Below are 22618 nucleotides of genomic sequence, written 5' to 3' on the forward strand. Positions count from 1 at the left end.
GCCGGATGCGCCTGTGGTGACAGGCGCATTATGCCTAGGCTCAGGCGAAGACGTCAGCGTCCTTGAGCAGCGCACCGACCTGATCCTTGGCCGACAGCTTCGGCGCTTCATCAAGCTGCCAGTCGATGCCCAGCGCGGGGTCGTCCCAGCGAATGCTGCGCTCGGACGATGGATCGTAGTAGTTGGTGGTCTTGTAGAGGAATTCGGCGAACTCGCTGAGCACCACGAAACCGTGCGCAAAGCCTTCCGGAACCCACAGCTGGCGGTGGTTCTCGGCCGACAGGCGCACGGCGACCCACTTGCCGAAGTGCGGCGAGCTGCGACGGATGTCCACGGCGACATCCAGCACTTCACCGGCGGTCACCCGCACCAGTTTGCCCTGGGTATTCTGCAGTTGGTAATGCAGCCCGCGCAGCACGCCTTTCTGCGAGCGCGAATGGTTGTCCTGAACGAACTGGGTGTCCAGCCCCGTAGCATCCTGGAACGCCTTGGCGTTGAAACTCTCGTAGAAGAAGCCGCGCTCGTCACCAAATACCTTGGGTTCGATGATCAGAACACCGGGCAGATCGGTGGTGATTACATTCATGAGGTTTTTTCCAGATAGGTGTGAATGGCCGACATTCTTGCGCAAAGCGCTGGCGGATGCGAGCGCTCGAATATCGCCGGTCGGGGGTTGCGCATCCACTGCAGCAATGGCGATATAGGCGCCTAATAAAATTTCAGGGGTCGTTCCATGCCGCTCGCCACGTTGATTCATCGCGCCAGTTTGCCCAGCCCGCAGGTCTCTGAGGCACAGGCCCGGCAGTGGTTGGCGGAGCATTACGGGCTCAGCGGCACATTACAGGCGCTGGGCAGTCAGCAGGATCTGAATTATCGGGTCGACAGCGAGCGTGGGCGCTTTGTCCTGAAAATCTGCCGCGGCGACTATGCACTGGTGGAGCTGCAGGCTCAGCATGCAGGCCTCAAATACCTGGCCGAACACTCGTCGGTGCACGTACCCAGTGTGATCCCGGCCAACAACGGCGAGGATCTGTTGTCGCTGCAAGCCAACGGCGAACCGCTGCACGTGCGGCTGCTGGACTACATCGAGGGCCAGTCGCTGACCCATCTGGAACATCTGGGCCAGGAAGTGGTGGCCGGTTTCGGTCGACTGTGTGGCGAGATGGATCTGGCACTGGCCGGCTTCGAGCACCCGGGCCTTCAACGCACGCTGCAATGGGATGCGCAGCATGCCAGCGCGCTGATCAGCCATCTGCTGCCGGTGATCAAGGATGAACACCAGCGCGCACTGATCGCTGACGCCGCCGAACAGGCCGAGCGGCGCTTGCAACCGTTGCAGGACAAGCTGCCGGTGCAGGCGATCCACATGGACATCACCGACGATAACGCCGTCTGGCAGCGCGATGCCAAGCGTCACTGGCAATTGCAGGGGGTGATCGACTTCGGTGATCTGGTGCGTACCTGGCGCATCACCGATCTGTCGGTGACGTGCGCGGCGCTGCTGCACCATGCCGGCGGCGATCCGTTTGTGATTCTGCCGGCGGTGCAGGCATACCACGCAGTCAATCCGCTGCAACACGCAGAGTTGCTGGCGCTGTGGCCATTGATCGTGGCGCGGGCGGCGGTGCTGGTTCTCAGTGGCGAGCAGCAGGTCAGCATTGATCCGGGCAACACTTACAGCCGTGACAACCTTGGCCACGAATGGGAAATTTTCCACGTCGCCACTTCGGTGCCGCTGGCGCTGATGGAAGCGGCGATCCTCACGGCGGTCAGTCAGCCTCTGCCAGCCATCGACAGCGAAGGTTTCGCACCGCTGCTGCCGGGGCTGGTCGGGCGTGAGTTCGCGCTGATTGATCTTGGCGTCCTGAGCCCGCATTTCGAGGCGGGCAACTGGGAGCAGGCGGGCATCGATCAACGGTTGCTGACTGAAGCCGCTGCCACGCATGGTCTGGCGGCGAGCCGGTACGGGCAGTACCGCTTGTCGCAGACGCGAGTGGACAGCGCAGTCGAACCGGAAACCTTCCCGCTGCACGTTGAACTGCGCGTACCCCAAGGCGCGACCGTGGAAGCGCCGTTTGCCGGGGTTTTGCATCACGCAGCGGACGGTGTGCTGCAACTCGTCGGGCCGCAGCTCAGCGTGCGTTTGCGCGGTGTGAACGCCTCGCTGCACAGTGGCGCGGCGCTGGTAAAAGGTCAGGTGCTGGGTGCGGTCAGCGGCCCGTTGATTGTGCAGTTGAGCCGCGTTGCATCGCTGGATGCGCCATTGTTCTGCAGTCCTTCACGTGCGGCGGCGTGGCAAGCCTTGTGTCCTTCGCCAGCCACTCTGCTGGGCCTGGCCTGCGATGCCGAACCGGAGCTGGACGCCAAAACCTTGCTCGAACGCCGTGACGCCAGTTTCGCCCGCACGCAAAAACATTATTACGTCGACCCGCCGCGCATTGAGCGTGGCTGGCGCAATCATCTGATCGACATGCAGGGCCGTTCCTACCTCGACATGCTCAACAACGTCGCAGTGCTCGGTCATGGTCATCCGCGCATGGCTCAAGTGGCGGCGCGACAGTGGTCGCTGCTCAACACCAATTCACGCTTCAACTATGCGGCGGTGGCGGAGTTCTCCGAACGCTTGCTGAAACTGGCGCCGGAAGGCATGGACCGGGTGTTTCTGGTCAACAGTGGCAGTGAGGCGAACGATCTGGCGATTCGCCTGGCCTGGGCCTATAGCGGCGGGCGCGACATGCTCAGCGTGCTTGAGGCCTATCACGGCTGGACCGTCGGCGCCGATGCCGTGTCGACCTCGATAGCCGACAATCCCAAGGCCTTGGAAAGCCGCCCGGACTGGGTTCATCCAGTGACCGCGCCGAATATTTATCGCGGCGAATTCCGTGGCCTGGATTCTGCGCCGCACTATGTGCGCAGCGTCGAAGCGCAACTGGCACATATCGCCGCGCAACAGCGCCAACTGGCCGGCTTCATCTGCGAGCCGGTGTATGGCAATGCCGGCGGGATTTCCCTGCCGCCCGGTTATCTGAAACAAGTCTATGCGTTAGTACGTGCCCAAGGCGGGGTGTGTATTGCCGATGAAGTACAGGTCGGTTATGGGCGCATGGGCCACTTCTTCTGGGGTTTTGAAGAGCAGGGCGTGGTGCCGGACATCATCACCATGGCCAAGGGCATGGGCAACGGCCAGCCGCTCGGTGCGGTGATCACGCGCCGAGAAATCGCCGAAGCGCTGGAGGCCGAAGGCTATTTCTTTTCGTCTGCCGGCGGCAGCCCGGTGAGCTGCCAGATCGGCATGGCGGTGCTGGATGTCATGGAGGAAGAAAAGCTCTGGGAAAACGCGCAGATCGTCGGTGGTCACTTCAAGGCGCGGCTGGAAGCGCTGATCGATAAACATCCGCTGGTGGGCGCGGTGCATGGTTCCGGCTTCTATCTGGGGGTGGAACTGATCCGCAACCGCGAGACGCTGGAAGCGGCCACCGAAGAAACCACGTTGTTGTGCGATCGCCTGCGCGAGCTGGGGATCTTCATGCAACCGACCGGCGATGACCTGAACATTCTCAAGATCAAACCGCCGATGGTCACCTCGCGTCGCAGTGTCGACTACTTTGTCGACATGCTGGACCGCGTGCTCGAGGAAGGCCTCTAAACCAGACCCCTGTAGGAGCTGCCGCAGGCTGCGATCTTTTGATCTGGCTTTTCAAAGGCAAAGTCAAAAGATCGCAGCCTGCGGCAGCTCCTACACTAATTTAGATTTATATCGGTTAATTTTGCATGGATTTGTATGAATTGATGTTTATCGACTTTTAGTGCCGATATTTATCGGTTATAAAGTCACCATTGCTTTGTACCCCTCGACGGTTTCCAGGAGTCCTGATCCGATGACCACTTTGAAAAGTACCCCGCGTGACGATGGCTTCTACATGCCGGCCGAGTGGGCGCCGCAGACCCAGACCTGGATGATCTGGCCCGAACGCCCGGACAACTGGCGCCTGGGTGGCAAGCCAGCGCAGGCCGCGCACGTTGCAGTGGCCAAGGCCATCGCCCGTTTCGAACCGGTGACCGTCGCCGTGTCCGCCGGCCAGTACGAGAACGCCCGTGCACGCCTCGACGTGCCGAATATCCGCGTGGTCGAGATGTCCAGCGATGACGCCTGGGTGCGTGATACCGGCCCGACGTTCGTCATCAATAACAGCGGCGAAGTGCGCGGTGTGAACTGGGACTTCAACTCTTGGGGCGGCTTTGAGGGCGGTCTGTATTCGCCGTGGAATCGTGATTCGCAGGTCGGTGGCAAGATCCTCGAAATCGAGCGCAGCCCGCGTTATCGCACCGAAGGTTTTGTGCTGGAAGGCGGCTCGATTCACGTCGACGGCGAAGGCACGCTGATCACCACCGAAGAGTGCCTGCTCAACCACAATCGCAACCCGCACCTGAGCCGCGAAGAGATCGAAGCGCTGCTTCGCGACAATCTGTCTGTGGATAAGATCATCTGGCTGCCGGATGGTCTGTTCAACGACGAAACCGATGGCCATGTGGATAACTTCTGCTGCTACGTGCGGCCGGGCGAAGTACTGCTGGCGTGGACCGACGATCCGCAGGATCCGAACTACCCGCGCTGCCAGGCCGCGATGAACGTGCTGCAAAGCAGCACCGACGCCAAGGGCCGCCCGTTCACGGTGCACAAGATGCCGATTCCGGGGCCGCTGTACGCCACCGAAGAAGAGTGCGCGGGCGTCGATCCGGTGGACGGTACCCAGGAGCGTAATCCTTCCGTGCGTCTGGCCGGTTCCTATGTGAACTTCCTGATCGTCAACGGCGGCATCATCGCGCCGAGCTTCGACGATCCGATGGATGCGCCTGCTCGCGAAATCCTGCAGAAGCTGTTCCCGCAGCACGAAGTGGTGATGGTGCCGGGTCGTGAACTGTTACTGGGCGGCGGCAATATCCACTGCCTTACCCAACAACAGCCAGCGCCGCACAAAGAGTGAGTTGAGACGTAACAGCTTGAGTTGATTCACAAATCAGCCGGGCAACAATTAGCTTGCTACACATGCAAACAAGCCCGCGGCCCCACTGGACCGCGGGCTTCTTTGTATCCGCTTGTCGACAAATCGGAAACCTTGGCATAGCTCTTGTATCGGACAAAGCGCACTAGGGAGGGCGGGGAACTTCAACAGTTCTGTCATAAACCTTGGATAACTTAGCCGCTCACGAACGGGGAGAGAGCGCTGAAATGAACGCCGAAGTGAACGTAGTCAGCGAGCGGAATTTGCATCCCATGGCCGTAAACGGCGAGTCGCTCCAGATTGTCGCGCACTTTTTGAAATCCAACGGAACGCGTCAGATCAGGGAACCTGATCCGCGCCGGATGATGATCGAGCGCTATCCCGCTGGCCTGTTCAGCGAGGCCGAACTGGAAGCGTTATGGGCTGTGATGCAAGGATAAGAAAAACAACAAGGATTGGTGAAAGCGCTGCCGGGATGGCGGCGCTTTTTTATGCACAACACAAAACCCTTTGTAGGAGTGAGCCTGCTCGCGATTGCCATCTGTCAGTCGCCATAAATATCAACTGACACACCGCTATCGCGAGCAGGCTCACTCCTACAGGTATTGGGTTGAATCAGAAGCTGTAGGTGCCGGTCATCACCACACTGCGCGGTGCGCCTGGCTGGATCTGATTCTGGCTGGTGGCCGAAGCGTAGTACTCGCGGTCGGTGATGTTGTTCAGCGCCGCGCGCAAGTCCCAGTCCTTGAAGCGGTAACCGACCAGCGCATCCCAGCGGCCATAACCCGGCAGCACCGTGGTGTTGGCGTTGTCGGCATAACGCTGGCCGACGAGGGTCAGGCCGGTTTCACCGTACCAGCCCATTTCCGGTTTCCAGGTCAGGAACAGGCTGCCATTGTGTTTGGCCACGTTGTTGACGCGTTTGCCTTCCAGACCGTTGTTGTCCTTCTCGATGGTGGTGTCCTGCACGCCGATGCCGCCGCGCATGTACCAGTTGCCGACCAGTTTGCCGGTGGCGGTCAGCTCGACGCCGCGTGAGCGCTGAAGGCCGGTCATGACGGTCAGGGTCGGATCGTTCGGATCGCTCGTGCGGCGGTTGTAGAGTTCCAGGTCGTAGACCGCCAGCGTGGTGCTCAGGCGATCATCCAGCCAGTCGCTTTTCACGCCGATTTCTTTCTGTTTGGTCAGCTCCGGGCTCAAGTCGTTGCTATTGCCGGCGGCGCCCGGGGTGATGCCGATCAGGCCACCGCCCACTGGCGAGAAGGTCTTCGACCACGAGGCGTAGAACGAATGATTCTGCAGCGGCGTCCAGACAATCCCGAAGCGCGGGCTGGTGCTGTGGCTGTCGCGATCTTCGGCTACGTTCTTGAGTTTGTTGGTCGACTCGATATCGAAAGTGTCGTAGCGCAGGCCGGCCAGCAGTTGCCATTGATCGTTCAGGCGCAATTGGTCCTGCACATAGACCGCGCGGCTTTCGACTTCGGTGTGACTGTCGCTGAACACCTGCATGCTGCCGGTATGACGGAGCTCGCGGTCGGGGTTGAACAGGTCAAGCGATGGCACCGGTTGTGCGCCCGGGGTCTTGCCAGCCGCGGCGTTGTACAACTTCGGATCGCGGCGCTGGCTGCCGATTTCGACGCCGGTCAGCAGGCGATGCTCGAGACCAAAGGTGTCGAAACCGCCTTCCAACTCAATGTTGTTGTAGACGTTGCGGGTGGTCAGGTCCTGCTGCCAGTGCTGGCGCGCGACTTTATTGGTTTTAGGGTCGAAGTTGGTCAGGTAGGTGTTGTCGAAATCGCTGTCGAGCTTGAACACGCCGAGGGTCTGGCGCAGCTGCCAGTTGTCGTTGATCTCGTAGGTGAGTTTCGAGCGCAGGGACTGCGCCTTGTCGTCGATGAAATCGTGATCGTTGCCGTAAGTAGTGGCGCGACCGACGTCCGCCGGGCGCCCATTCACTCCGGGAATGCCGCGATCCGGGGTGCGGTTGTAGCGGCTGTATTCGTATTGCACCAGCCAATTCAGGTCCGGGCTCAGTTGCCAGCTCATCGACGGCGCGAACAGCTGGCGGTTGCCGCTTACGCCGTCGCGGAAACTGTTTTCATCCATGTTGCCCATGTTCAGGCGCAGGCTGAGGTTTTCGCTGGGGTCGGTGCTGAGGTCGGCGTACAGGCTGCGCAGGTCTTCGCTGCCGCCCTGGGCTTCAATGGTCGAGCGCCGGCCGAACTCCGGCAGCTTGCTCACGCGGTTGACGATCCCGCCCTGGCTGCCACGGCCGTAGAGCACCGCCGCCGGGCCTTTGAGCACTTCGACCCGCTCGATGTTGTGCAGGTCGCGCTTGTACTGGCTGTCGTCGCGGATGCCGTCCAGATAGAAGTCGTTGCTGGCGTCGAAGCCGCGGATGCGCAGGCTGTCGAAGCGCGTGTCGGCGCTGCTGCTGACGTTGGGAATACCGCTCAGGGCGTCGCCGATGTCGTTGGTGCCGTAGTCGGCGACGTTCGCGGTCTTGATCGAGTCGATGGCCTGCGGCACATAGCGCACTGGGGTCGAGGTGCGTGTCGCGGTGTTACTGATCTTGACGCGCGGGTCCTCGGCTTGCGCTTCGGCGCTGATCGCGGTGGCGGGCAATTCGGTGGCGGAGTAAGCAAAACCGCTGGTTAGAAAGGCAGACAATCCAAGGGTCACGGGCGTGAGACGGAACGGGGCAGGCATGAAAAAGCGCATCCGAAAAGGTAGGGAAATTCAAACGCGCGAATGGTAATGCTTTGCATTTGCTCCCGTAATTTATTCCTGAGAAGTTCCCTTGTTGGATTGTTTCAATTTATGTCGATTTAGATACATTCTGACCAATCGGTCCATTCGACCGATTCGCGAAACAGTCTGAAAGCCATACCGGCGTTTTTCCCCGATGCGCGGAGGAATAGTCTGCCGGCATCGAATTTTCCTGATTGGTTGCCGGAGTTCTCTCATGATCCTTCACTACATTTACGATCCATTGTGCGGCTGGTGCTATGGCGCCAAACCACTGGTGCAAGCGGCGCAGCAAGTGTTGCCGGTCGTTGCCCATGCGGGCGGAATGATGAGCGGCGCGAACCGCCAGCGCGTTTCCTCACAACTGCGCGATTACGTCATGCCCCACGACCGGCGCATTGCCGAATACACCGGGCAGCCGTTTGGCGAGGCGTATTTCGAAGGTCTGCTGCGCGATCACTCGGCGGTTTTCGATTCGAGGCCACCGATCGCAGCGGTGCTGGCGGCAGAGTCCATCGACGGTCGTGGGCTGCAACTGCTCGGGCGATTGCAGACGGCGCATTACGTGGAGGGACGGCGGATTGCCGATCAATCCGTATTGTTCGAACTCGCCAGTGAGTTGGGTTACGCCGAGGACACCTTTGCGGCCGCGTTTAAATCCGTTGATACAACAACGCATGTAAAAGCCAGCCGTGCACTCTTGGCGCAACTGGGCGGCCAAGGTTTTCCGACACTGGCGCTGGAGCAGGGCGGGCAATTCACTTTGATCGACATCAGCCCTTGGCTTGGTAAACCGCAGGCTTTCGCCCACTGGTTGGGGCAAGCGGTTGTCGCTGTTGAACCAAGGCAATCCCCCGTGCAATGCGGTCTCGACGGCTGCGCGTAATCGCACTGGATTCACTGGCTGAGCGCATTTCCGAGCAATGCGCTATCGCAAAATTTACGATTCTTAGACGATTTTTACCTATTTAAAGACGATTCTTGAAATTGACACATTATTGAGGGCGCGGCTACGATTCGGCCCAACGCCTGTGGCCAACCGCCATGACTCAAAATAATAAAAGGGCCCGACACGGTTTTACCGTGGGCGGGTCTTTTTGTTTCGGGGTGAAAAAAGAGTGCAATAGCGCCGTTTCAGCCGTTCGACACAGCGCGTTTCAACCCGTAATAAGGAAAACAAAATGTTGAACAAGCGAATCAGTCTGATCGCACTGGGGATGTTGAGTGCCACTTCGGCAATGGCCGACGGCCAGGCCGAATCCAAGGGTTTTGTTGAAGACAGCAGCCTGAAAGTGCTGCTGCGCAATGCCTACATCAATCGTGATTACAAAGACGGCAACCCGGACAAAGCCGAGTGGGGCCAGGCGGCCATCGGTACGTTCTCGTCCGGTTTCACCCAAGGCACCGTGGGTGTGGGCGTTGATGCCTTCGGTCTGTATGCACTGCGTCTGGATGGCGGCAAGGGCCGCAGCGGTGCCGGTGGTATCGACTTCTTCAAACAGGGTGACAGCGGCAATGCGGCTGACGACCTGTCCAAGGGTGGCGCTGCGGTCAAATTCCGCGTGTCCAATACCGTACTGACCTACGGTGACCAGATGCCGGCCCTGCCGGTGCTGAACTACGACAACTCGCGTCTGCTGCCGGAAAGCTATACCGGTACCTTGATCACTTCCAAAGAGATCAAAGGCCTGCAACTGGACGCCGGTCGCTTCACTGCCGAATCGCGCAAAAGTGCTGAAGGCCGTGACAGCGGTGGTCTGAAGTCGATCAACGTATTGGGCGGCAGCTATCAGTTCACCGAACAGTTCAAGGCGGCGCTGTACGCTTCCGACGTTGAAGACGTCATGAAGAAGCAGTACGTGAACGCCAACTACGTGTTCCCGATCGACAAGGATCAATCCCTGACCCTGGACTTCAACGGCTATCGCACCAAGCTCGACAAGTCCTATGCCGACATCAAGAACACCGGCGGCCAGGACAACAAGATCTGGAGCCTGGCGGCCACATTCGCCACCGGCCCGCACTCGTTCACCGTGGCGCATCAGCGCAGTACCGGTGACAGCAACCTGGGTTATCCGTACGGCGGTTATCAGAACGATGGTCGTCGTCAGGGCGACGGTGGCAACACCATCTACCTGGCCAACTCCTACTGGTCGGACTTCAACGCTGAAGACGAGCGCAGCTGGCAGTTGGGCTACGGCCTGGACTTCGGCGCATTCGGCGTACCGGGTCTGAGCTACAACTTCGCTTATGTGCGTGGCGATAACATCACCACCGATACCAGCAGTGGCGGCACTGAGCGTGAGATCTTCAACCAGGTCAAATACGTCGTGCAAAGCGGTCCGGCGAAAGACCTGAGCGTGAAACTGCGCAGCTCGATCCTGCGCGTGTCGCAGAAATCCGCCGACTACAACAGCAGCGGTAACGAAGTGCGTGTATTCGTGGATTACCCGATCAACATCTTCTGATGAACGATCCGCTGTAAAAAGCATGAGAAAACCCCGACTGGCTCGGGGTTTTTTTTCGAGGTCTTTTCTGCGAAAAGCGTAAAAAACCCGTGTTTTTGTCATGTAAAAGTTGTTTTGACGCGTCTTCAAGTACCGTTTCAAACAGGGCTTTAAATGCCTGAAATTCTTTCTCATGGACGCAAATTCTCCACCTAATAGATTAGGCCGCTCAACGCAGCGGAGAATTTGGTAATGATCGTTTTGAACAGAGAAGTGGGCGAATCGCTACGGCGCGACAAATATGTCAACGTCCAGGGTGGTGACTTCAATCTCTACGGTCATTTTGCCGACTTCGTCAGACTGACCAAAAGTTGGGAAAACATGGAGCCGGACAGTTACTACGGTCAGGCCGAAGCCGGCATGCGTTACCGTCGTTACAGCGACTTCGAGTACAACCCGAAAACACGTGAATTGAAGCAACTCGAACATCGCGCTTACGTGCAGTCGAAAGAGAACAACGCCTATGTGGGCGGTGTTGTGCGGCACTTTCAGGACTTCTCCGATGAAGTGATTACTTCGCCGGTGATGCGCAGCCTGATCGACACCGATTTTGAAGTGTACAAAAGCGTGCTGCCGGAAGAATTGCACGATGAAATCTGGCAATGCCAGATCCATCAGATCCGTATCGAGATCAAACCCGGCAAGCAACTGGAAATCACCCCGGAAGGGATTCACTGCGACGGCTATCCGTTCAGCGGTGTGCACTTCTGGGGGCGCAACAACGTCGAGGGCGCGGAAAGCCGTTTGTACGATGTGCACGAGCATCAACTGGCGTCGACCACCTACCAGGAAATCCTCGACACCACGTACTTCCTTGATCGCGACATGCGCCACTACGTGACCCCGGCGCGCAACACCCACACGCATGCCATGGCTTACCGGCAGATTCTGGCGATTTCCTTCTCGCGGCCCGGGACCGCTTTCGACATTGTTCGCTAATCAGATCACCCCAATCGATGGCGTCGAGTGCTCGACGCCGGTGGTGCTGCGACGCGCCACCGCCAAGGACGCGCAGCGCATGGAGCGCTTCTTCCGGCAGTTCGACGAAGTGTCGTTCTGCGAATGGCAGGACGCCAAATGCCTGCGCGGAGTATTGATCCAGAAGACCACCACGGCCTATCTGGCCTTCGACGTCGAAGGCGAAATCGTCGGTGCGGTGCTCGGCGGCATGCTCGGCAGTCGCGGCACCATCAACCACTTGGCGGTCAGCCCACGCTATCGCAGCCAGGGCGTCGGCCAGCGGCTGGTGGAAGCGGCTTCGTCCGACATGAAGCGGGTCGGTGTATTACGGATGTTTCTGTTCGTCGACGATGCTAACCTCGCGGGCAAGCGATTCTGGGCTGCCCAGGGTTTTTGCGAACCCCACGGCGAGCGGACATTTGAGAGGGATCTATGAATGAAACGTCCGGCAGTGCGCCGCTGATGGCTGCCCATCAGCCATCGCGCACGTTTGCCGAAGCCAGCCCGGTGGTGGCCGGTTACTTCACGGTGTCATTCGTGTTCGGGCTGATGGCGGTCAATGCCGGGCTGCCGATGTGGCTGCCGGTAGCCATGTGCCTGTTCGTTTACGCCGGCGCTTCGCAATTTGCCGCGCTGGCGCTGATCTCCAGCGGGGCTTCGCTGACCACCATCGTGCTGACCACCTTCCTGATCAATGCGCGGCACATGCTGATGTCGGTGTACATGGCCAAGGCCCTGCGCGCGCTGGGGCTGAGCCGCATGGAGCGCTGGGCTTATGCGGGTGGCCTGACCGACGAATCCTTTGCGTTTCACAGCGTCAAACTGGGCACCGGCGCGCCGGTCAACATCCGTTACCTGATCGGCTTCAACCTGTTCTGCCACACCTCCTGGGTGCTGGGCGGATTGTTGGGTGCTGTATGTGCGCAGTACGCGTCGCACCTGATCAAATATCAACTCGACTACGCACTGACCGCGATGATGCTCTACGTGCTGGTGTCGCTGTGCAACACCCGCAACAAACTCATCGCCGCAGCAGCTGCCGTCGCCTGCATGGGCGCGCTGAGCCTGGTCGGCACTTCGCCATTCAACGTATTCATCGCCACGTTTGTGGGCTGCGGAGTGGGTGTATGCCTGACCAGACGTTCCTGATCCTGGTGGTGGCGCTGATGATGGCCGTGACCTTCCTGCCGCGCGCGCTGCCGCTGCAAGTCAACACCGAGCACTGGCCGCCGTTCGTCGCGCGGGCGCTGGAATACCTGCCGGTGGCGATCGTCGCTGCGATCAGCCTGACACCCTTGTTGATCAAGGATCAGCACTTACAGCTCGATCGCCCGGAATTTTATGCAGCCATTCCGACGCTGTTATGTGCGTATTTCAGCAAAAACCTCTTTCTCAGTGTGGCGGTTGGGACGGCTGCGTACATTGCGCTCGGCTCGTTCATGTAGCGGCAGATCGACCACGTCGTTCAGGGCCTGGCCCGACAGGTTCGGGTTATTCACCGCCAGACGCACTTCGAGGAAATCCTCGAATCCGGGGAAAATCGTCAGGCCGTTCTTTTGCGCGGCCTCACGAGACACCATGCCAACCGCGTCCATCTGCGTGATCAACGACAGCGTCAGGGTCTCGCTGCAGGAATAGACCATGCGCTGACCGTTCTCGTGATTGCCCAGCCCAGCGTCGAGAAAGCGCAGGAAGCTGTGGGAATACGGACAATCTTCCGCAGGACGCACCTGAAACTTGTTGCCCAGCAACGTCAGTGGATCGTTTTCCTGCCCGCAATGGGCGCCGACCACCTGCACCTGCACATCCGGCAAAACAATGCTCGGCAAACCCGGCCGCTGCGGGCCGATCAGCACCGCGAGGTCAAAGTCCTCGTTCTTCAGCTTGCTCAGGTTCTCCATCGACTCGGCGTAGCTGAATTCCATCTGGTAATCGGGAAACACCTCGATCAGGCGTCCGATCATTCGCCGGTTGAAGTCAGACGACAACGTGTTGTTCAACGCAACCTTCAATGTGCGCTGGCCAGGCACCTTGAGCGCCTCGACCTTTTCTTCCATCTGTCGCGTGGCAATCAGCACTTTGTCCATGTAAGGCGTCAGCTCCGTGCCTTGCGGCGTCAGCGTCAGCCCTTTGTTGGAACGACGAAACAAGCGGAAACCGAACTGCTCTTCGACCTTGTTCAACTGTGCGGCCAAGGCCTGCACAGTCAGGCACGAATGCTCGGCTGCGGCCGACAACGAGCCGGTCTGCACGATGCGCATGAGGTTGCGTAAGGTTCTGCTATCCATGGGTAATGCCCTCTGAAGTGGGCTGGGTATTGTTGTTTACGAGACGGCCGATCCGGCGTCATATGCCGGCTATATTCCAGCACCTGAGCATAGTTGTCGCGGGTTTAGTAGCGAATTGATGTCCCCGCCGATGGCTGGAAGCTGACACAGGATCGGGATTTTTGATGACGTGGGGGTGATTGGGGTCAAGAAAAGTGCGTGGTTTTGGCGCGTGGGGCAATTTTTTCGAAGAGAAACAGCTTACATCTTCCGGGGTTTATGCCTGCGTGATGCGCAGACAGGTCTCAGGCAAAGTAACGATTTAGCTGATAGCACTTACCTTGTCAGACGAGCTGAAATGGCTGTCTGGCATGCGAGTCATGGCGGTAGAGAACCACCTATCAACTTCGCGTTGACCGACGAAGATCCCTCCGACAACAATGTAGAGGTAGCGCTCATGTAGCTACAAAATCACGATGAGGTAATTGAAATGGCTGCACTACTGAAAACTACCGATGTGCGCTGCCGCATTGATGAGGATTTGAAAGCGCGTGCCACTGAAGTCTTGAACGCTTGCGGGCTGAGCATTAGCGACGCCATGCGACTTTTTCTGCGACAGGTTGTTGCCACTCAGGGGCTTCCCTTCGAGGTGCGAGTTCCATCAGAAAAAACGGCCCGCGCAATGATGGAAGCACTAGAAATCCGTCAGCGTTTCGACTCGATAGACGACATGCTGAGGACTGCTGATGGCGAAACCGGAGAAAACGCAAAAACGCGCTGATCGGCCTAAACAGTGTGCACAGACTTCTGAATTCAAGAAGTCCTGGGATCGTTATAACCGCGCCGGAAGGCGAGACATGAACGACGTCCGGAAGGTGATGACGATGTTGTTCTTGGGGCAGCAATTACCGGCAGAGTATCTGGATCATGCGCTGACTGGAGATTGGTCTGGATTCCGTGAGTGTCATATCGGTGGCGATTTTCTGATGGTTTACGAAAACACACGCCCAGACCTGATCACGTTTGTTGATTTGGGAAGCCATTCAGAATTGTTCAAATAGCGCAGAAATACATAAGCCGGATTAACTCCGGCTTCTGTGCGCTGATAGTTACGATCGTTCGTTTGTGTATCAAAACTCAAAAAAATTACAGTTATGTACTAGTCTTCAGCCAAGACAAAAAATCAGGAGGCGTCTATGCCTACCTCATCCCCAGCCCTCACCCCACGCGAACAACTCGACGTCCCCGAAGCCGGGCGCGTCGCGCTGAAGTTCTTCTTCAACCTCATGGAGCGCTGGGGCTGCAGCGCCGAGCAGCAACGCACGTTGTTGGGCGGCGTGGGCAACACCACGTTCTACAAGTACAAGCACCTGCCGCCGAACATTCGTCTTCCGCATGACACGCTGGAGCGCATCTCGTATCTGATGGGTATTCACAAGGCGTTGAGCATCATCTTCAGCAACAGCCGCGAGCGCGCCTACACATGGGTCAGCAGCCCCAACACGGCTGCGCCATTCAATGGTCGAACGGCGCTGGATTACATGCTCGCGGGTAGGGTGGTCGACATTGCCGACGTGCGCCGCTACCTCGACGGGGTGCGCGGTTGAAGGCCCCGCCGCTGGCTGAGACGCAATGGCCCAAGGCCTACCGGATCGTCAACAGCAGCTTCCCGCCGATTGCTTTGTTCGAAGACGTGCTCGATCCCGAAGACCTGGAAATCACCTACGCGCTGGAAGCGCTGACCAACGATCGCCTGATCGAACAGGCCGGCGTCCTAGCCCGCGTGCGCCCCGAAGACCGACTCTCCGGCCCCGGTTCAACCCCGGTGATGGCGGCATTTACCCACATCGGCAAAAGCAGTCGCTTCACCGATGGCACCTTCGGCGTCTACTACGCCGCCAGCAGCCAGGCCGCGGCCATCGCCGAAACCTGCTACCACCAGGAGCGTTTCCTCGCGGCCACCAACGAAGCGGATCTTGAGTTGACCATGCGCACTTACGTCAATCGTGTGGTTAAGCCGCTGCACGATGTCCGTGATGGTTTTGCACATTTGCATCAACCCGATCCAGACGCCTATGGCCCGTCACAGGCGTTTGCCCGACAACTGCGCGAGTCTGAATCGTGGGGAATGCTCTACAACAGCGTGCGTTTGCCGGGCCACGAATGTGTCGCTGCGTTCCGGCCGCCAGCGGTGTCGATTCCGAAGCAGGGCAAACATCTGCGTTATGTGTGGAGTGCGAGCCAGCAGAAGATTTCGTTCGTATTTGAGATCAGTCAGGTCTGAAATGCCAAAAGCCTTCGTATCCACGAAGGCTTTGCATGGGTGAGTTACATCAATCGGCCGCGACCGTTTTTGCGGAAACTCGGGGGAGGGGCGATTCGCAATCGTGGTCACGTCGTGCCGGAGTGGGACCTCTAGGCATCGGATCTGCACGCGTCGAGCAGTCGCAGATTTTCGACGACGGTGTAATTGCTGACAAAACGTCCAACAGATTTGCGTCGCCCCAGTACACGCCGGGGTAATCCCGTTACCTGGACGTGTTCGCCAGCGACGACGGCCAGATTTACACGCTGTCAGTGTCGCGCACGGGCTTTGCCAAGCTGCTGCGCGCCAACGCACACCACGGCACTATTCCGCGCTTCAAGCGCAACCTGTTGCTGCATGACTTTATCCCTTCCGCCGGTTGCAGCGCGCAGACCTTGGGCCGAGCGGTATTGGATTTCATGATGTTTGGTGAGGAGGACTTTCAGCGCAAACGCGACATCGTCGGCCTATTGCTGGAGCCGGCGGTTGCGCGGTGATCGGAAGGTTAAGGTGGCGAGAGTCGGATGCACGAATGCTTCATTCGTGACGTTGTGCAAATGGCTATAAGAATAATTCTGAAAAATTCCAAAAAACTGTCAGTTATGACAGAGGTATGGAGGTCTCAGAAATTCAATGATACCGAAGCCGATTCTTCCTTGAACGGTCATGTTTCTGACAAAAGAGGAGTAATTGTGATGGATGAGGTATCAAAGAATCTTCAAGGAGACTGGGCGGCCTTCAGTACGCATTTTAATAGGCTGTCAGCGGGGCTTAAAGCTGAAACTGAAGCTGGCAGTGATAGTTTCTCTTATGAATGTACAGGCCTCATCAGTGACGTTCCAAGTGAATTGGATGATTTTGAGGTGCGCGATTTACTGGCAGTGGCCGGATATCGTGGTGATAAGTTCCTAAGGGATGGGAGTAAAGTTTTTATTTTTGAAGCTAAAGAGAAGGCGGATTTTAGGAAGTTGAGATCACGCGAATTTAAGGCAGCTTATTTTAAAACCTGGAGTGAGATAGAAAATTTAATTTGAGCTGCTCCAGATTAAAAACGTGAAGACGTTTCGATGGCTGACCTTGCACAGCTTATTGGTAAGCTAAAGTGAGTGGTGGCGAACCTTACGTTCTCGCACACTTTTAGCCCTTCCGCGCAAGCGGTTGGCCGATAGCTGTTCAACCGGCTGCAACTGCCGTCGCGGCTTGTTCAGCGCGACACGTTTTTTTAACAACCTGGCCCGGTGTTTTAGCGACGGAGTACGCCGTGGCGAGTGAGCGGCCCCGCCATAGCCATTTCCTACTAAGTGGGTATTAGTTGACTGAGCATTTGATTATTGGCGATTGACTAAGGCGAGAGTAGGAGTGGACGAATGTTTCATTATTGAATTTGAATAAATAGCTATAGAAGTAATTCTGAAAATTCCAAAATACTGTCAGTTTGACAGTGGGAGGGAGGTCTCAGAAGTTGGATGATGCCGAAGCCGATTCTTCCTTGAGCGATCATGTTTCTAAATAATAGGATTACTTGTGATGGATAAGAAGATGTTTGATAAAGCTTTTGCGAATTCAACACTTAGAGACGGTTTAAGTTTGGATATGCATAAAGCGCAAGAAAAAAACGGCAGTGAATGTACTGGCGTTATCAGTGACGTACCAAGTGGACTGTATGATGCCCAGGTAGAACTAATGCTGAAGATGGTCGGATTTTGTGGTGATGAGTTTCTCAGGTTCGGGAGTGAAGTATGGATTTATGAAAACAAAGCTTTGGCGGACACAAGGAAGTTGGACTCAAAGGAATATATGGCAGCGTATTTTAAAACCTGGAGTGAGATAGAAGGTTTACTTTCAACTGCTTCAGATTATAAACGTGAAAGCGTTTCGACGGCTGACCTTGCACAGTTTATTGACTCACAAAGAGGTAAGCTAAAATGAGTGGTAGCGAACCTTATGTTTTCGCGCAATTTTAGCCCTTCCGCGCAAGCGGTTGACCGATTGCTGTTTGACCGACTGTGATCGCCGTCGCGGCTTGAGCAGCGCGACCTGTTTTTTGAGCAGAGCGGCCCCGGCTTAGGGTCAATAAGGGCTGGTGGTGGGGAGAGAGAAACAAGTGTGGACACTTTGTGGACGTTTTCACTATTCGACGTGAAGAATTCTTTTGGTCCAGAAACGACAAAGCCCCGCATTGCGGGGCTTTGAATATGGTGCCGGCACCAGGAGTCGAACCCGGGACCTACTGATTACAAGTCAGTTGCTCTACCAACTGAGCTATACCGGCGTGTGGGCGACGATTATAGCGATTGGGTTGGTTCTGTAAACCCCTGAATTCAGACTATTTTTACGCAGGCGCTGGATCGAGGGTGGCGTGGGCTGTGTCGCCGGGTTTCAAGCCGCAAAATCGGGCTGCTCGGCGCCAATCCAGCATGAGAGTGATGGCAGGATTTGTGCACCATTCAAGCACCCATTTCACCCGTTTATGTCCTTTTGATTGGAAGCTTATGCACAACGGATCGTCGCTACGGCAGTGTTGCGGGGGATTTTGTGGACACGTTCTCGTTTTGTGCGCAAATGCCTGTTTTACAGGTTTTTTATCTATATGAACAAAAAATGACCAATGCTGTTTTGGCCGCGTAGCAGCTGTAGATATTGGATCCAGTGGAAAACCATCAACAGAGTTATCCACAGGCTGTAAAGATTTTAAGCACGTTCGGCCAGCAGCAGAAAATTACGCGGTGTCAGTGGGGTGTCGCAAAAGGTGCCGAGGCGTACGACGTAACCCTGTTCGCTGAGGAAAATCGCTCGATCAAGATTGAGCCATAGCTCCAATGGTCGTCGGAACAGTCCGCGCAATAATTCCAGGTTGCGAACTTCGGCCAACCGCTGCCAACCGGCGGCTTCCAGCGCCTGCCAGTCGGGCGAGCCGATTGTGGATAACTCTTTCAGCGCTGCCAGGTCGCGGCAGTAATCGGCGAAAGGTTTGTCCAGCCAGGCGCTGGGCAGGGACGGGGTGGGCAGGTATTCGTCTACTCCTCGTACTTGCCGTTGCAGCAGGTCAAAGGCCAGGCGCCGGGCCATGGAGGTGTCGCGCTGTCGTCGGACGCGTGCACCGGCGGTGACGGTTTCGCTCATGGGCAGTGCCAGATCTTCGAGCGAGAGTTGTAGGGCGGATTGCATGCCGGCGCAGGACAAGGCCTGGTACTCATTGCGATTAATCCGGTTGTAGCAGCACGGGGCGATGGCCATCTGCTGACATCCGGCAGCGCTTGCCAGTTGCATCAGGCGCACATGCAGATCACCGCAGGCGTGCAGGGCGACCGGGGTGTGCTGAGCACTTATAACGCTCGCTGCGTCTGCCGCCAGTACATCCTGTTCGACATGCAGGGCGTGCAAATGATGACGCTGGCTTAATGCCTGACCGCTAGCCGCCAGCACCGGATCGTATTCAACGCAGGTCAGCTGTTGCCCGGCGCTCAGCAGGCGCCGGCCCAAATGCCCCTTGCCAGAACACCAGTCCAGCCAATGCTTTGGCGGCGAGGCAAAAGACAAGCGACTGGCGAAGGCTTCGATCTGCTGCCACTTGCGCCCCGGTACATCGACGTTCAATCGGTGACCTGCCGCTACCAGCGCATGTTCCGGCAACTCTCCGACTGCGCTCAGCTCAGATGACAACGCCGCCAATGCAGCGAACGGCTCCGGGGCATCGACGAGATCCGCAGGATGGTTGTGCGCCCGCTCTGCATCTTCCAGCGATCGTCCGCGTAGCCACGAAGCCAATTCGCGGTAGGCGGTTTCCCATGGAAGCGAAAGATGAGTGAACGGACGAGGTTTCCACAGCGCCTGATGCTCAATCAGAAAAGCATCCAGCGCGGCGAAGCGGGCGAGTAGGTTCTCGCCCGTCAGCACGTGGGAAGTATCAACGCCCTTGGCAGGCATCGACGCGCAGCCAGCGCTCCAGCAGCTTGAAGCCGCGCACCAGCACGTAGGACATCAGCAGATAGAACAACCCGGCGGCGAAGAAGATTTCCACCGGCAGGTAGGTGCGGGCAATGATCGTGCGGGCCATGCCGGTCAGTTCCAGCAGGGTCACGGTGCTCGCCAGCGCGCTGGCCTTGAGCATCAGGATCACTTCGTTGCTGTAGGCCGGCAGGCCGATACGCGCCGCACGCGGCAGCATGATGTAGAACATTGCCTTGGGCTTGGACATGCCCAGTGCCCGCGCCGCTTCGATTTCGCCCGGCGGAATGGCCTGGATCGCGCCGCGCAGAATCTCGGCGATGTATGCCGCGGTGTGCAGGGTCATGGTTGCGGTGGTACACCAGAACGGATCGCGCAGGTACGGCCACAGCGCGCTGCTGCGCACGGCATCGAACTGCGCCAGGCCGTAATAGACGAGGAACAGTTGCACCAGCAGCGGCGTGCCACGGAAAAAGAAGATGTAGGCGTAGGGCAAAGCGCGCACGTACCACAGCTTCGAGGAGCGGGCGATGCCCAGCGGAATGGCCAGCAACAGGCCGGCAATCACGGCAATCGCCACCAGCTCCAGAGTCAGGGTCGCGCCCTGCGCCAGTTTCGGCAGCCACTTGATGATCACTTCCCAGTTCATGAAGCGCTCCTCGCAAAGCCGCGAGCGGCGCGTTTTTCCAGGAAGTGCATGCCGGTCATCGCCAGCACCGTCAGGCCCAGGTACATGACTGCGGCCACCAGATAGAAGGTGAACGGCTGTTTCGACACGGTCACGCCGATCTGCGCGTGACGCATGATTTCTTCCAAGCCGATCACCGACACCAGTGCGGTGTCTTTCATCAGGATCATGAACAGGTTGCCCAGACCGGGCAGGGCGATGCGCCACATCTGCGGCATGATCAGCTTGGTGAAGATCCGCCATTTCGACAGGCCCAGCGCCACACCGGCTTCGCGGTGGCCCTTGGGAATGGCGAGGATCGCGCCGCGGAACACTTCGGTGGCGTAGGCGCCGAAGCACAGGCCCAACGCAATCACGCCAGCGGCGAAGGCGCTGAGTTGCAGGTCGGGGTTGCCGAAGAACTCACCGAGGCTGCGCATCAGGTTGACCGTACCAAAGTAGATCAACAGCACCCAGAGCAATTCCGGGACACCGCGCACCAGGGTCGAATAAGTACCGCCAAGCCATTGCAGCGGCTTGTACGGGGACGTCTTGGCCAAGGCGCCGAGCAGACCGAGCACCAGCCCTAGGCACAAGGCCGTGAGAGCCAGTTTGACGGTCATCAGCGCACCGGCAGCGAGGGCCGGGCCGAATCCGTAGAGGTCGATAATCATGGATTTCTTTTCAAATCGCGGCAGGCAAGGCCGGGAGCCGGCGCCGTCGGATCACGGCGCCGATCCCGCAGGTCAGATCAATAGATGCTGAACGGGAAGTACTTGTCGTTGATCTTCTTGTAGGTACCGTCGGCGACGATTTCCTTCAGCGCGGCGTTCAGCTTCTCACGCAGTGGATCGCCTTTACGCACGGCGATGCCGATCTTGTCGCTTTCCACGACCGGGTCGCCCTTGAACTCGTAGTTTTTGCCAGCGTCGGTTTTCAGCCAGTCGTAGTTGGCGTACTTGTCGGCGAGGATCGCGTCGACACGACCGGAGGTCAGATCCAGATAGGCGTTTTCCTGAGTATCGTAGAGTTTGACCTCGATATCGCTACCGTAGGTGTCCTCCAGCCAGGTGCCGGCGAGCGTCGCGCGCTGAGTACCGATGATCTTGCCTTTGAGCGAGTCCTTGTCGGTTTTGAAGTCGACGTTTTTCGGCGCGATGAACTGCAGTTTGTTCGAGTAGTACGGGTCGGTGAAGTCCACCGCGCCCTTGCGCTCTTCGGTAATCGACAGCGAGGAGATCAGGAAGTCAAACTTCTTCGCGTTCAACGCAGGGATGATGCCGTCCCAGTCGGAAGTGACCACGGTGCACTCGACTTTCATCTTGGCGCACAGGGCGGCGCCGATGTCTTTGTCGAAGCCGACCACGTTGCCGCTGGCGTCTTTATTGTTGAACGGCGGATACGCCGCTTCGATGCCCATTTTCAGGGTCTCGGCCATGGCACCGGCGCTGAACGCGAGGGTGACGGCGGCGGCCAGGAAGACCTTTTTAAAATTCTGCATGCATGTTGCTCCGTTAGCGGTTGCCGGACATGAATTGTTTGCAGCGCGCCGAAAGCGGGTTTTCGAACACCTGCTGAGGCGATCCTTGCTCTTCCACCAACCCCTGGTGGAGGAACACCACTTCGCTGGAGACCTGACGGGCAAAGCCCATTTCGTGGGTCACCAACAGCATGGTGCGGCCTTCTTCGGCCAGTGCGCGGATGACACTAAGTACTTCCTGAACCATTTCCGGGTCAAGGGCGGAGGTGGGCTCGTCGAACAGAATCACCTTCGGTTGCATCGCCAGCGTGCGGGCGATCGCCGCGCGTTGTTGCTGACCACCGGACAGTTGCGCCGGGTAGGCGTGGCGCTTGTCGGCGATGCCGACCTTGGCCAGCAGCGCTTCGGCGACTTCGATCGCCTCTGCCTTGCTCTGGCCGAGCACGCGGCGCGGGGCTTCAATGATGTTGTCGAGCACGCTCATGTGCGGCCACAGATTAAAGTTTTGAAATACAAAACCAATCTCGGAACGCAGGCGGTTGATCTGTTTGCCATCAGCGGCAACCAGTTCGCCATTTTTGGCAGGCTTGAGCTTGAGTTCTTCACCCGCCACCAGAATCTGACCCTGATGCGGGTTTTCCAACAGGTTGATGCAACGCAGGAACGTGGACTTGCCGGAACCGGAGGAACCGAGGATCGAGATCACATCGCCGTCGCGGGCGGTCAGCGTGAT

General features: G+C 57.8%; 23 protein-coding genes, 1 tRNA gene and 1 pseudogene. 16 read left to right on the forward strand and 9 right to left on the reverse strand.

The window, feature by feature from the left end:
- Nucleotides 1-40 precede the first annotated feature (40 nt).
- On the reverse strand, nt 41-586 hold the full coding sequence (rfbC, locus tag ACIOUG_RS15810) for a dTDP-4-dehydrorhamnose 3,5-epimerase (protein ID WP_103368291.1): 546 nt from the start codon (nt 584-586) through the stop codon (nt 41-43).
- A 147-nt stretch (nt 587-733) separates the two neighbouring features.
- On the opposite strand from rfbC, the gene ACIOUG_RS15815 reads away from it, so the two are divergent.
- From ACIOUG_RS15815 to ACIOUG_RS15825, 3 genes are all read left to right on the forward strand, one after another.
- Nucleotides 734-3646, forward strand: coding sequence for an aminotransferase (locus ACIOUG_RS15815; protein WP_401066847.1), 2913 nt, complete (start codon nt 734-736; stop codon nt 3644-3646).
- Between the two features lie 232 nt (nt 3647-3878).
- Nucleotides 3879-4985, forward strand: a complete 1107-nt coding sequence (gene aguA, locus ACIOUG_RS15820) for an agmatine deiminase (protein ID WP_401066849.1) — start codon at nt 3879-3881, stop codon at nt 4983-4985.
- Between the two features lie 245 nt (nt 4986-5230).
- Entirely contained in the window at nt 5231-5443 is a 213-nt protein-coding gene (locus ACIOUG_RS15825) for a hypothetical protein (RefSeq protein WP_401066851.1), read from the forward strand.
- A 175-nt stretch (nt 5444-5618) separates the two neighbouring features.
- On the opposite strand, the gene ACIOUG_RS15830 is transcribed toward ACIOUG_RS15825, so the two are convergent.
- Nucleotides 5619-7712 carry a TonB-dependent receptor gene (locus ACIOUG_RS15830; protein WP_401066852.1) on the reverse strand — a complete coding sequence of 698 codons (2094 nt, stop codon included), beginning with the start codon at nt 7710-7712 and terminating at the stop codon, nt 5619-5621.
- A gap of 256 nt (nt 7713-7968) precedes the next feature.
- On the opposite strand from ACIOUG_RS15830, the gene ACIOUG_RS15835 reads away from it, so the two are divergent.
- From ACIOUG_RS15835 to ACIOUG_RS15860, 6 genes are all read left to right on the forward strand, one after another.
- On the forward strand, nt 7969-8637 hold the full coding sequence (locus ACIOUG_RS15835; protein WP_401066853.1) for a DsbA family protein: 669 nt from the start codon (nt 7969-7971) through the stop codon (nt 8635-8637).
- A gap of 295 nt (nt 8638-8932) precedes the next feature.
- Nucleotides 8933-10219: an OprD family porin gene (locus tag ACIOUG_RS15840; protein WP_027611233.1), complete on the forward strand. Its 1287-nt coding sequence runs from the start codon at nt 8933-8935 to the stop codon at nt 10217-10219.
- Between the two features lie 231 nt (nt 10220-10450).
- A complete protein-coding gene (locus ACIOUG_RS15845) occupies nt 10451-11197 on the forward strand; it encodes a 2OG-Fe dioxygenase family protein (RefSeq protein ID WP_064585516.1) in 747 nt (248 codons plus the stop codon).
- A 79-nt stretch (nt 11198-11276) separates the two neighbouring features.
- Nucleotides 11277-11654 carry a GNAT family N-acetyltransferase gene (locus tag ACIOUG_RS15850; protein WP_130887682.1) on the forward strand — a complete coding sequence of 126 codons (378 nt, stop codon included), beginning with the start codon at nt 11277-11279 and terminating at the stop codon, nt 11652-11654.
- Complete coding sequence (locus ACIOUG_RS15855; RefSeq protein ID WP_024164477.1) at nt 11651-12367, forward strand: AzlC family ABC transporter permease; 717 nt, start codon at nt 11651-11653, stop codon at nt 12365-12367. Before ACIOUG_RS15850 ends, ACIOUG_RS15855 begins: the two co-directional genes overlap by 4 nt.
- Nucleotides 12346-12663, forward strand: coding sequence for an AzlD domain-containing protein (locus ACIOUG_RS15860; protein ID WP_003220702.1), 318 nt, complete (start codon nt 12346-12348; stop codon nt 12661-12663). The genes ACIOUG_RS15855 and ACIOUG_RS15860 overlap by 22 nt, the downstream gene beginning before the upstream one ends.
- Here the strand turns inward: ACIOUG_RS15860 and ACIOUG_RS15865 are convergent.
- Nucleotides 12580-13506, reverse strand: a complete 927-nt coding sequence (locus ACIOUG_RS15865; RefSeq protein WP_007961685.1) for a LysR family transcriptional regulator — start codon at nt 13504-13506, stop codon at nt 12580-12582. The two genes, ACIOUG_RS15860 and ACIOUG_RS15865, sit on opposite strands and share 84 nt — an antisense overlap.
- A gap of 469 nt (nt 13507-13975) precedes the next feature.
- Between ACIOUG_RS15865 and ACIOUG_RS15870 the strand changes: the two genes are divergently transcribed.
- The 7 genes and pseudogenes from ACIOUG_RS15870 (at nt 13976) to ACIOUG_RS15900 (ending at nt 17719) form a co-directional block, all read left to right on the forward strand.
- Nucleotides 13976-14266, forward strand: a complete 291-nt coding sequence (locus ACIOUG_RS15870; protein WP_401066856.1) for a type II toxin-antitoxin system RelB/DinJ family antitoxin — start codon at nt 13976-13978, stop codon at nt 14264-14266.
- The gene (locus ACIOUG_RS15875) at nt 14232-14546 is read left to right on the forward strand and encodes a type II toxin-antitoxin system YafQ family toxin (protein WP_401066858.1); all 315 of its coding nucleotides are present in this window, start codon (nt 14232-14234) and stop codon (nt 14544-14546) included. The genes ACIOUG_RS15870 and ACIOUG_RS15875 overlap by 35 nt, the downstream gene beginning before the upstream one ends.
- 135 nt (nt 14547-14681) lie before the next feature.
- Nucleotides 14682-15092, forward strand: a complete 411-nt coding sequence (locus ACIOUG_RS15880) for an antitoxin Xre-like helix-turn-helix domain-containing protein (RefSeq protein ID WP_401066860.1) — start codon at nt 14682-14684, stop codon at nt 15090-15092.
- Nucleotides 15089-15769, forward strand: coding sequence for an RES family NAD+ phosphorylase (locus tag ACIOUG_RS15885; protein WP_401066861.1), 681 nt, complete (start codon nt 15089-15091; stop codon nt 15767-15769). Before ACIOUG_RS15880 ends, ACIOUG_RS15885 begins: the two co-directional genes overlap by 4 nt.
- Nucleotides 15770-16017: 248 nt before the next feature.
- A pseudogene (locus ACIOUG_RS15890) lies at nt 16018-16269 on the forward strand (phage portal protein); the annotation flags it as partial.
- Between the two features lie 45 nt (nt 16270-16314).
- Complete coding sequence (locus ACIOUG_RS15895; protein WP_401066862.1) at nt 16315-16824, forward strand: hypothetical protein; 510 nt, start codon at nt 16315-16317, stop codon at nt 16822-16824.
- Nucleotides 16825-17317: 493 nt separating this feature from the next.
- Nucleotides 17318-17719 carry a hypothetical protein gene (locus ACIOUG_RS15900; protein ID WP_401066863.1) on the forward strand — a complete coding sequence of 134 codons (402 nt, stop codon included), beginning with the start codon at nt 17318-17320 and terminating at the stop codon, nt 17717-17719.
- Nucleotides 17720-17986: 267 nt separating this feature from the next.
- On the opposite strand, the gene ACIOUG_RS15905 is transcribed toward ACIOUG_RS15900, so the two are convergent.
- From ACIOUG_RS15905 to ACIOUG_RS15930, 6 genes are all read right to left on the reverse strand, one after another.
- Nucleotides 17987-18062 (reverse strand) — tRNA-Thr (locus tag ACIOUG_RS15905).
- 419 nt (nt 18063-18481) lie between these two features.
- Nucleotides 18482-19717, reverse strand: coding sequence for a methyltransferase (locus ACIOUG_RS15910; RefSeq protein WP_401066864.1), 1236 nt, complete (start codon nt 19715-19717; stop codon nt 18482-18484).
- On the reverse strand, nt 19698-20387 hold the full coding sequence (locus ACIOUG_RS15915; RefSeq protein WP_401066865.1) for an ABC transporter permease: 690 nt from the start codon (nt 20385-20387) through the stop codon (nt 19698-19700). The genes ACIOUG_RS15910 and ACIOUG_RS15915 overlap by 20 nt, the downstream gene beginning before the upstream one ends.
- On the reverse strand, nt 20384-21079 hold the full coding sequence (locus ACIOUG_RS15920) for an ABC transporter permease (RefSeq protein ID WP_007961693.1): 696 nt from the start codon (nt 21077-21079) through the stop codon (nt 20384-20386). Before ACIOUG_RS15920 ends, ACIOUG_RS15915 begins: the two co-directional genes overlap by 4 nt.
- 77 nt (nt 21080-21156) lie before the next feature.
- Nucleotides 21157-21906 carry an ABC transporter substrate-binding protein gene (locus ACIOUG_RS15925; protein WP_401066867.1) on the reverse strand — a complete coding sequence of 250 codons (750 nt, stop codon included), beginning with the start codon at nt 21904-21906 and terminating at the stop codon, nt 21157-21159.
- A 13-nt stretch (nt 21907-21919) separates the two neighbouring features.
- Nucleotides 21920-22618 (reverse strand): ABC transporter ATP-binding protein, encoded by a 699-nt coding sequence (locus ACIOUG_RS15930; RefSeq protein WP_401066885.1) that lies wholly within the window; start codon nt 22616-22618, stop codon nt 21920-21922.

The sequence above is a fragment of the Pseudomonas sp. NPDC087803 genome (assembly GCF_044742995.1).
In the GTDB taxonomy this organism is placed as follows: domain Bacteria; phylum Pseudomonadota; class Gammaproteobacteria; order Pseudomonadales; family Pseudomonadaceae; genus Aquipseudomonas.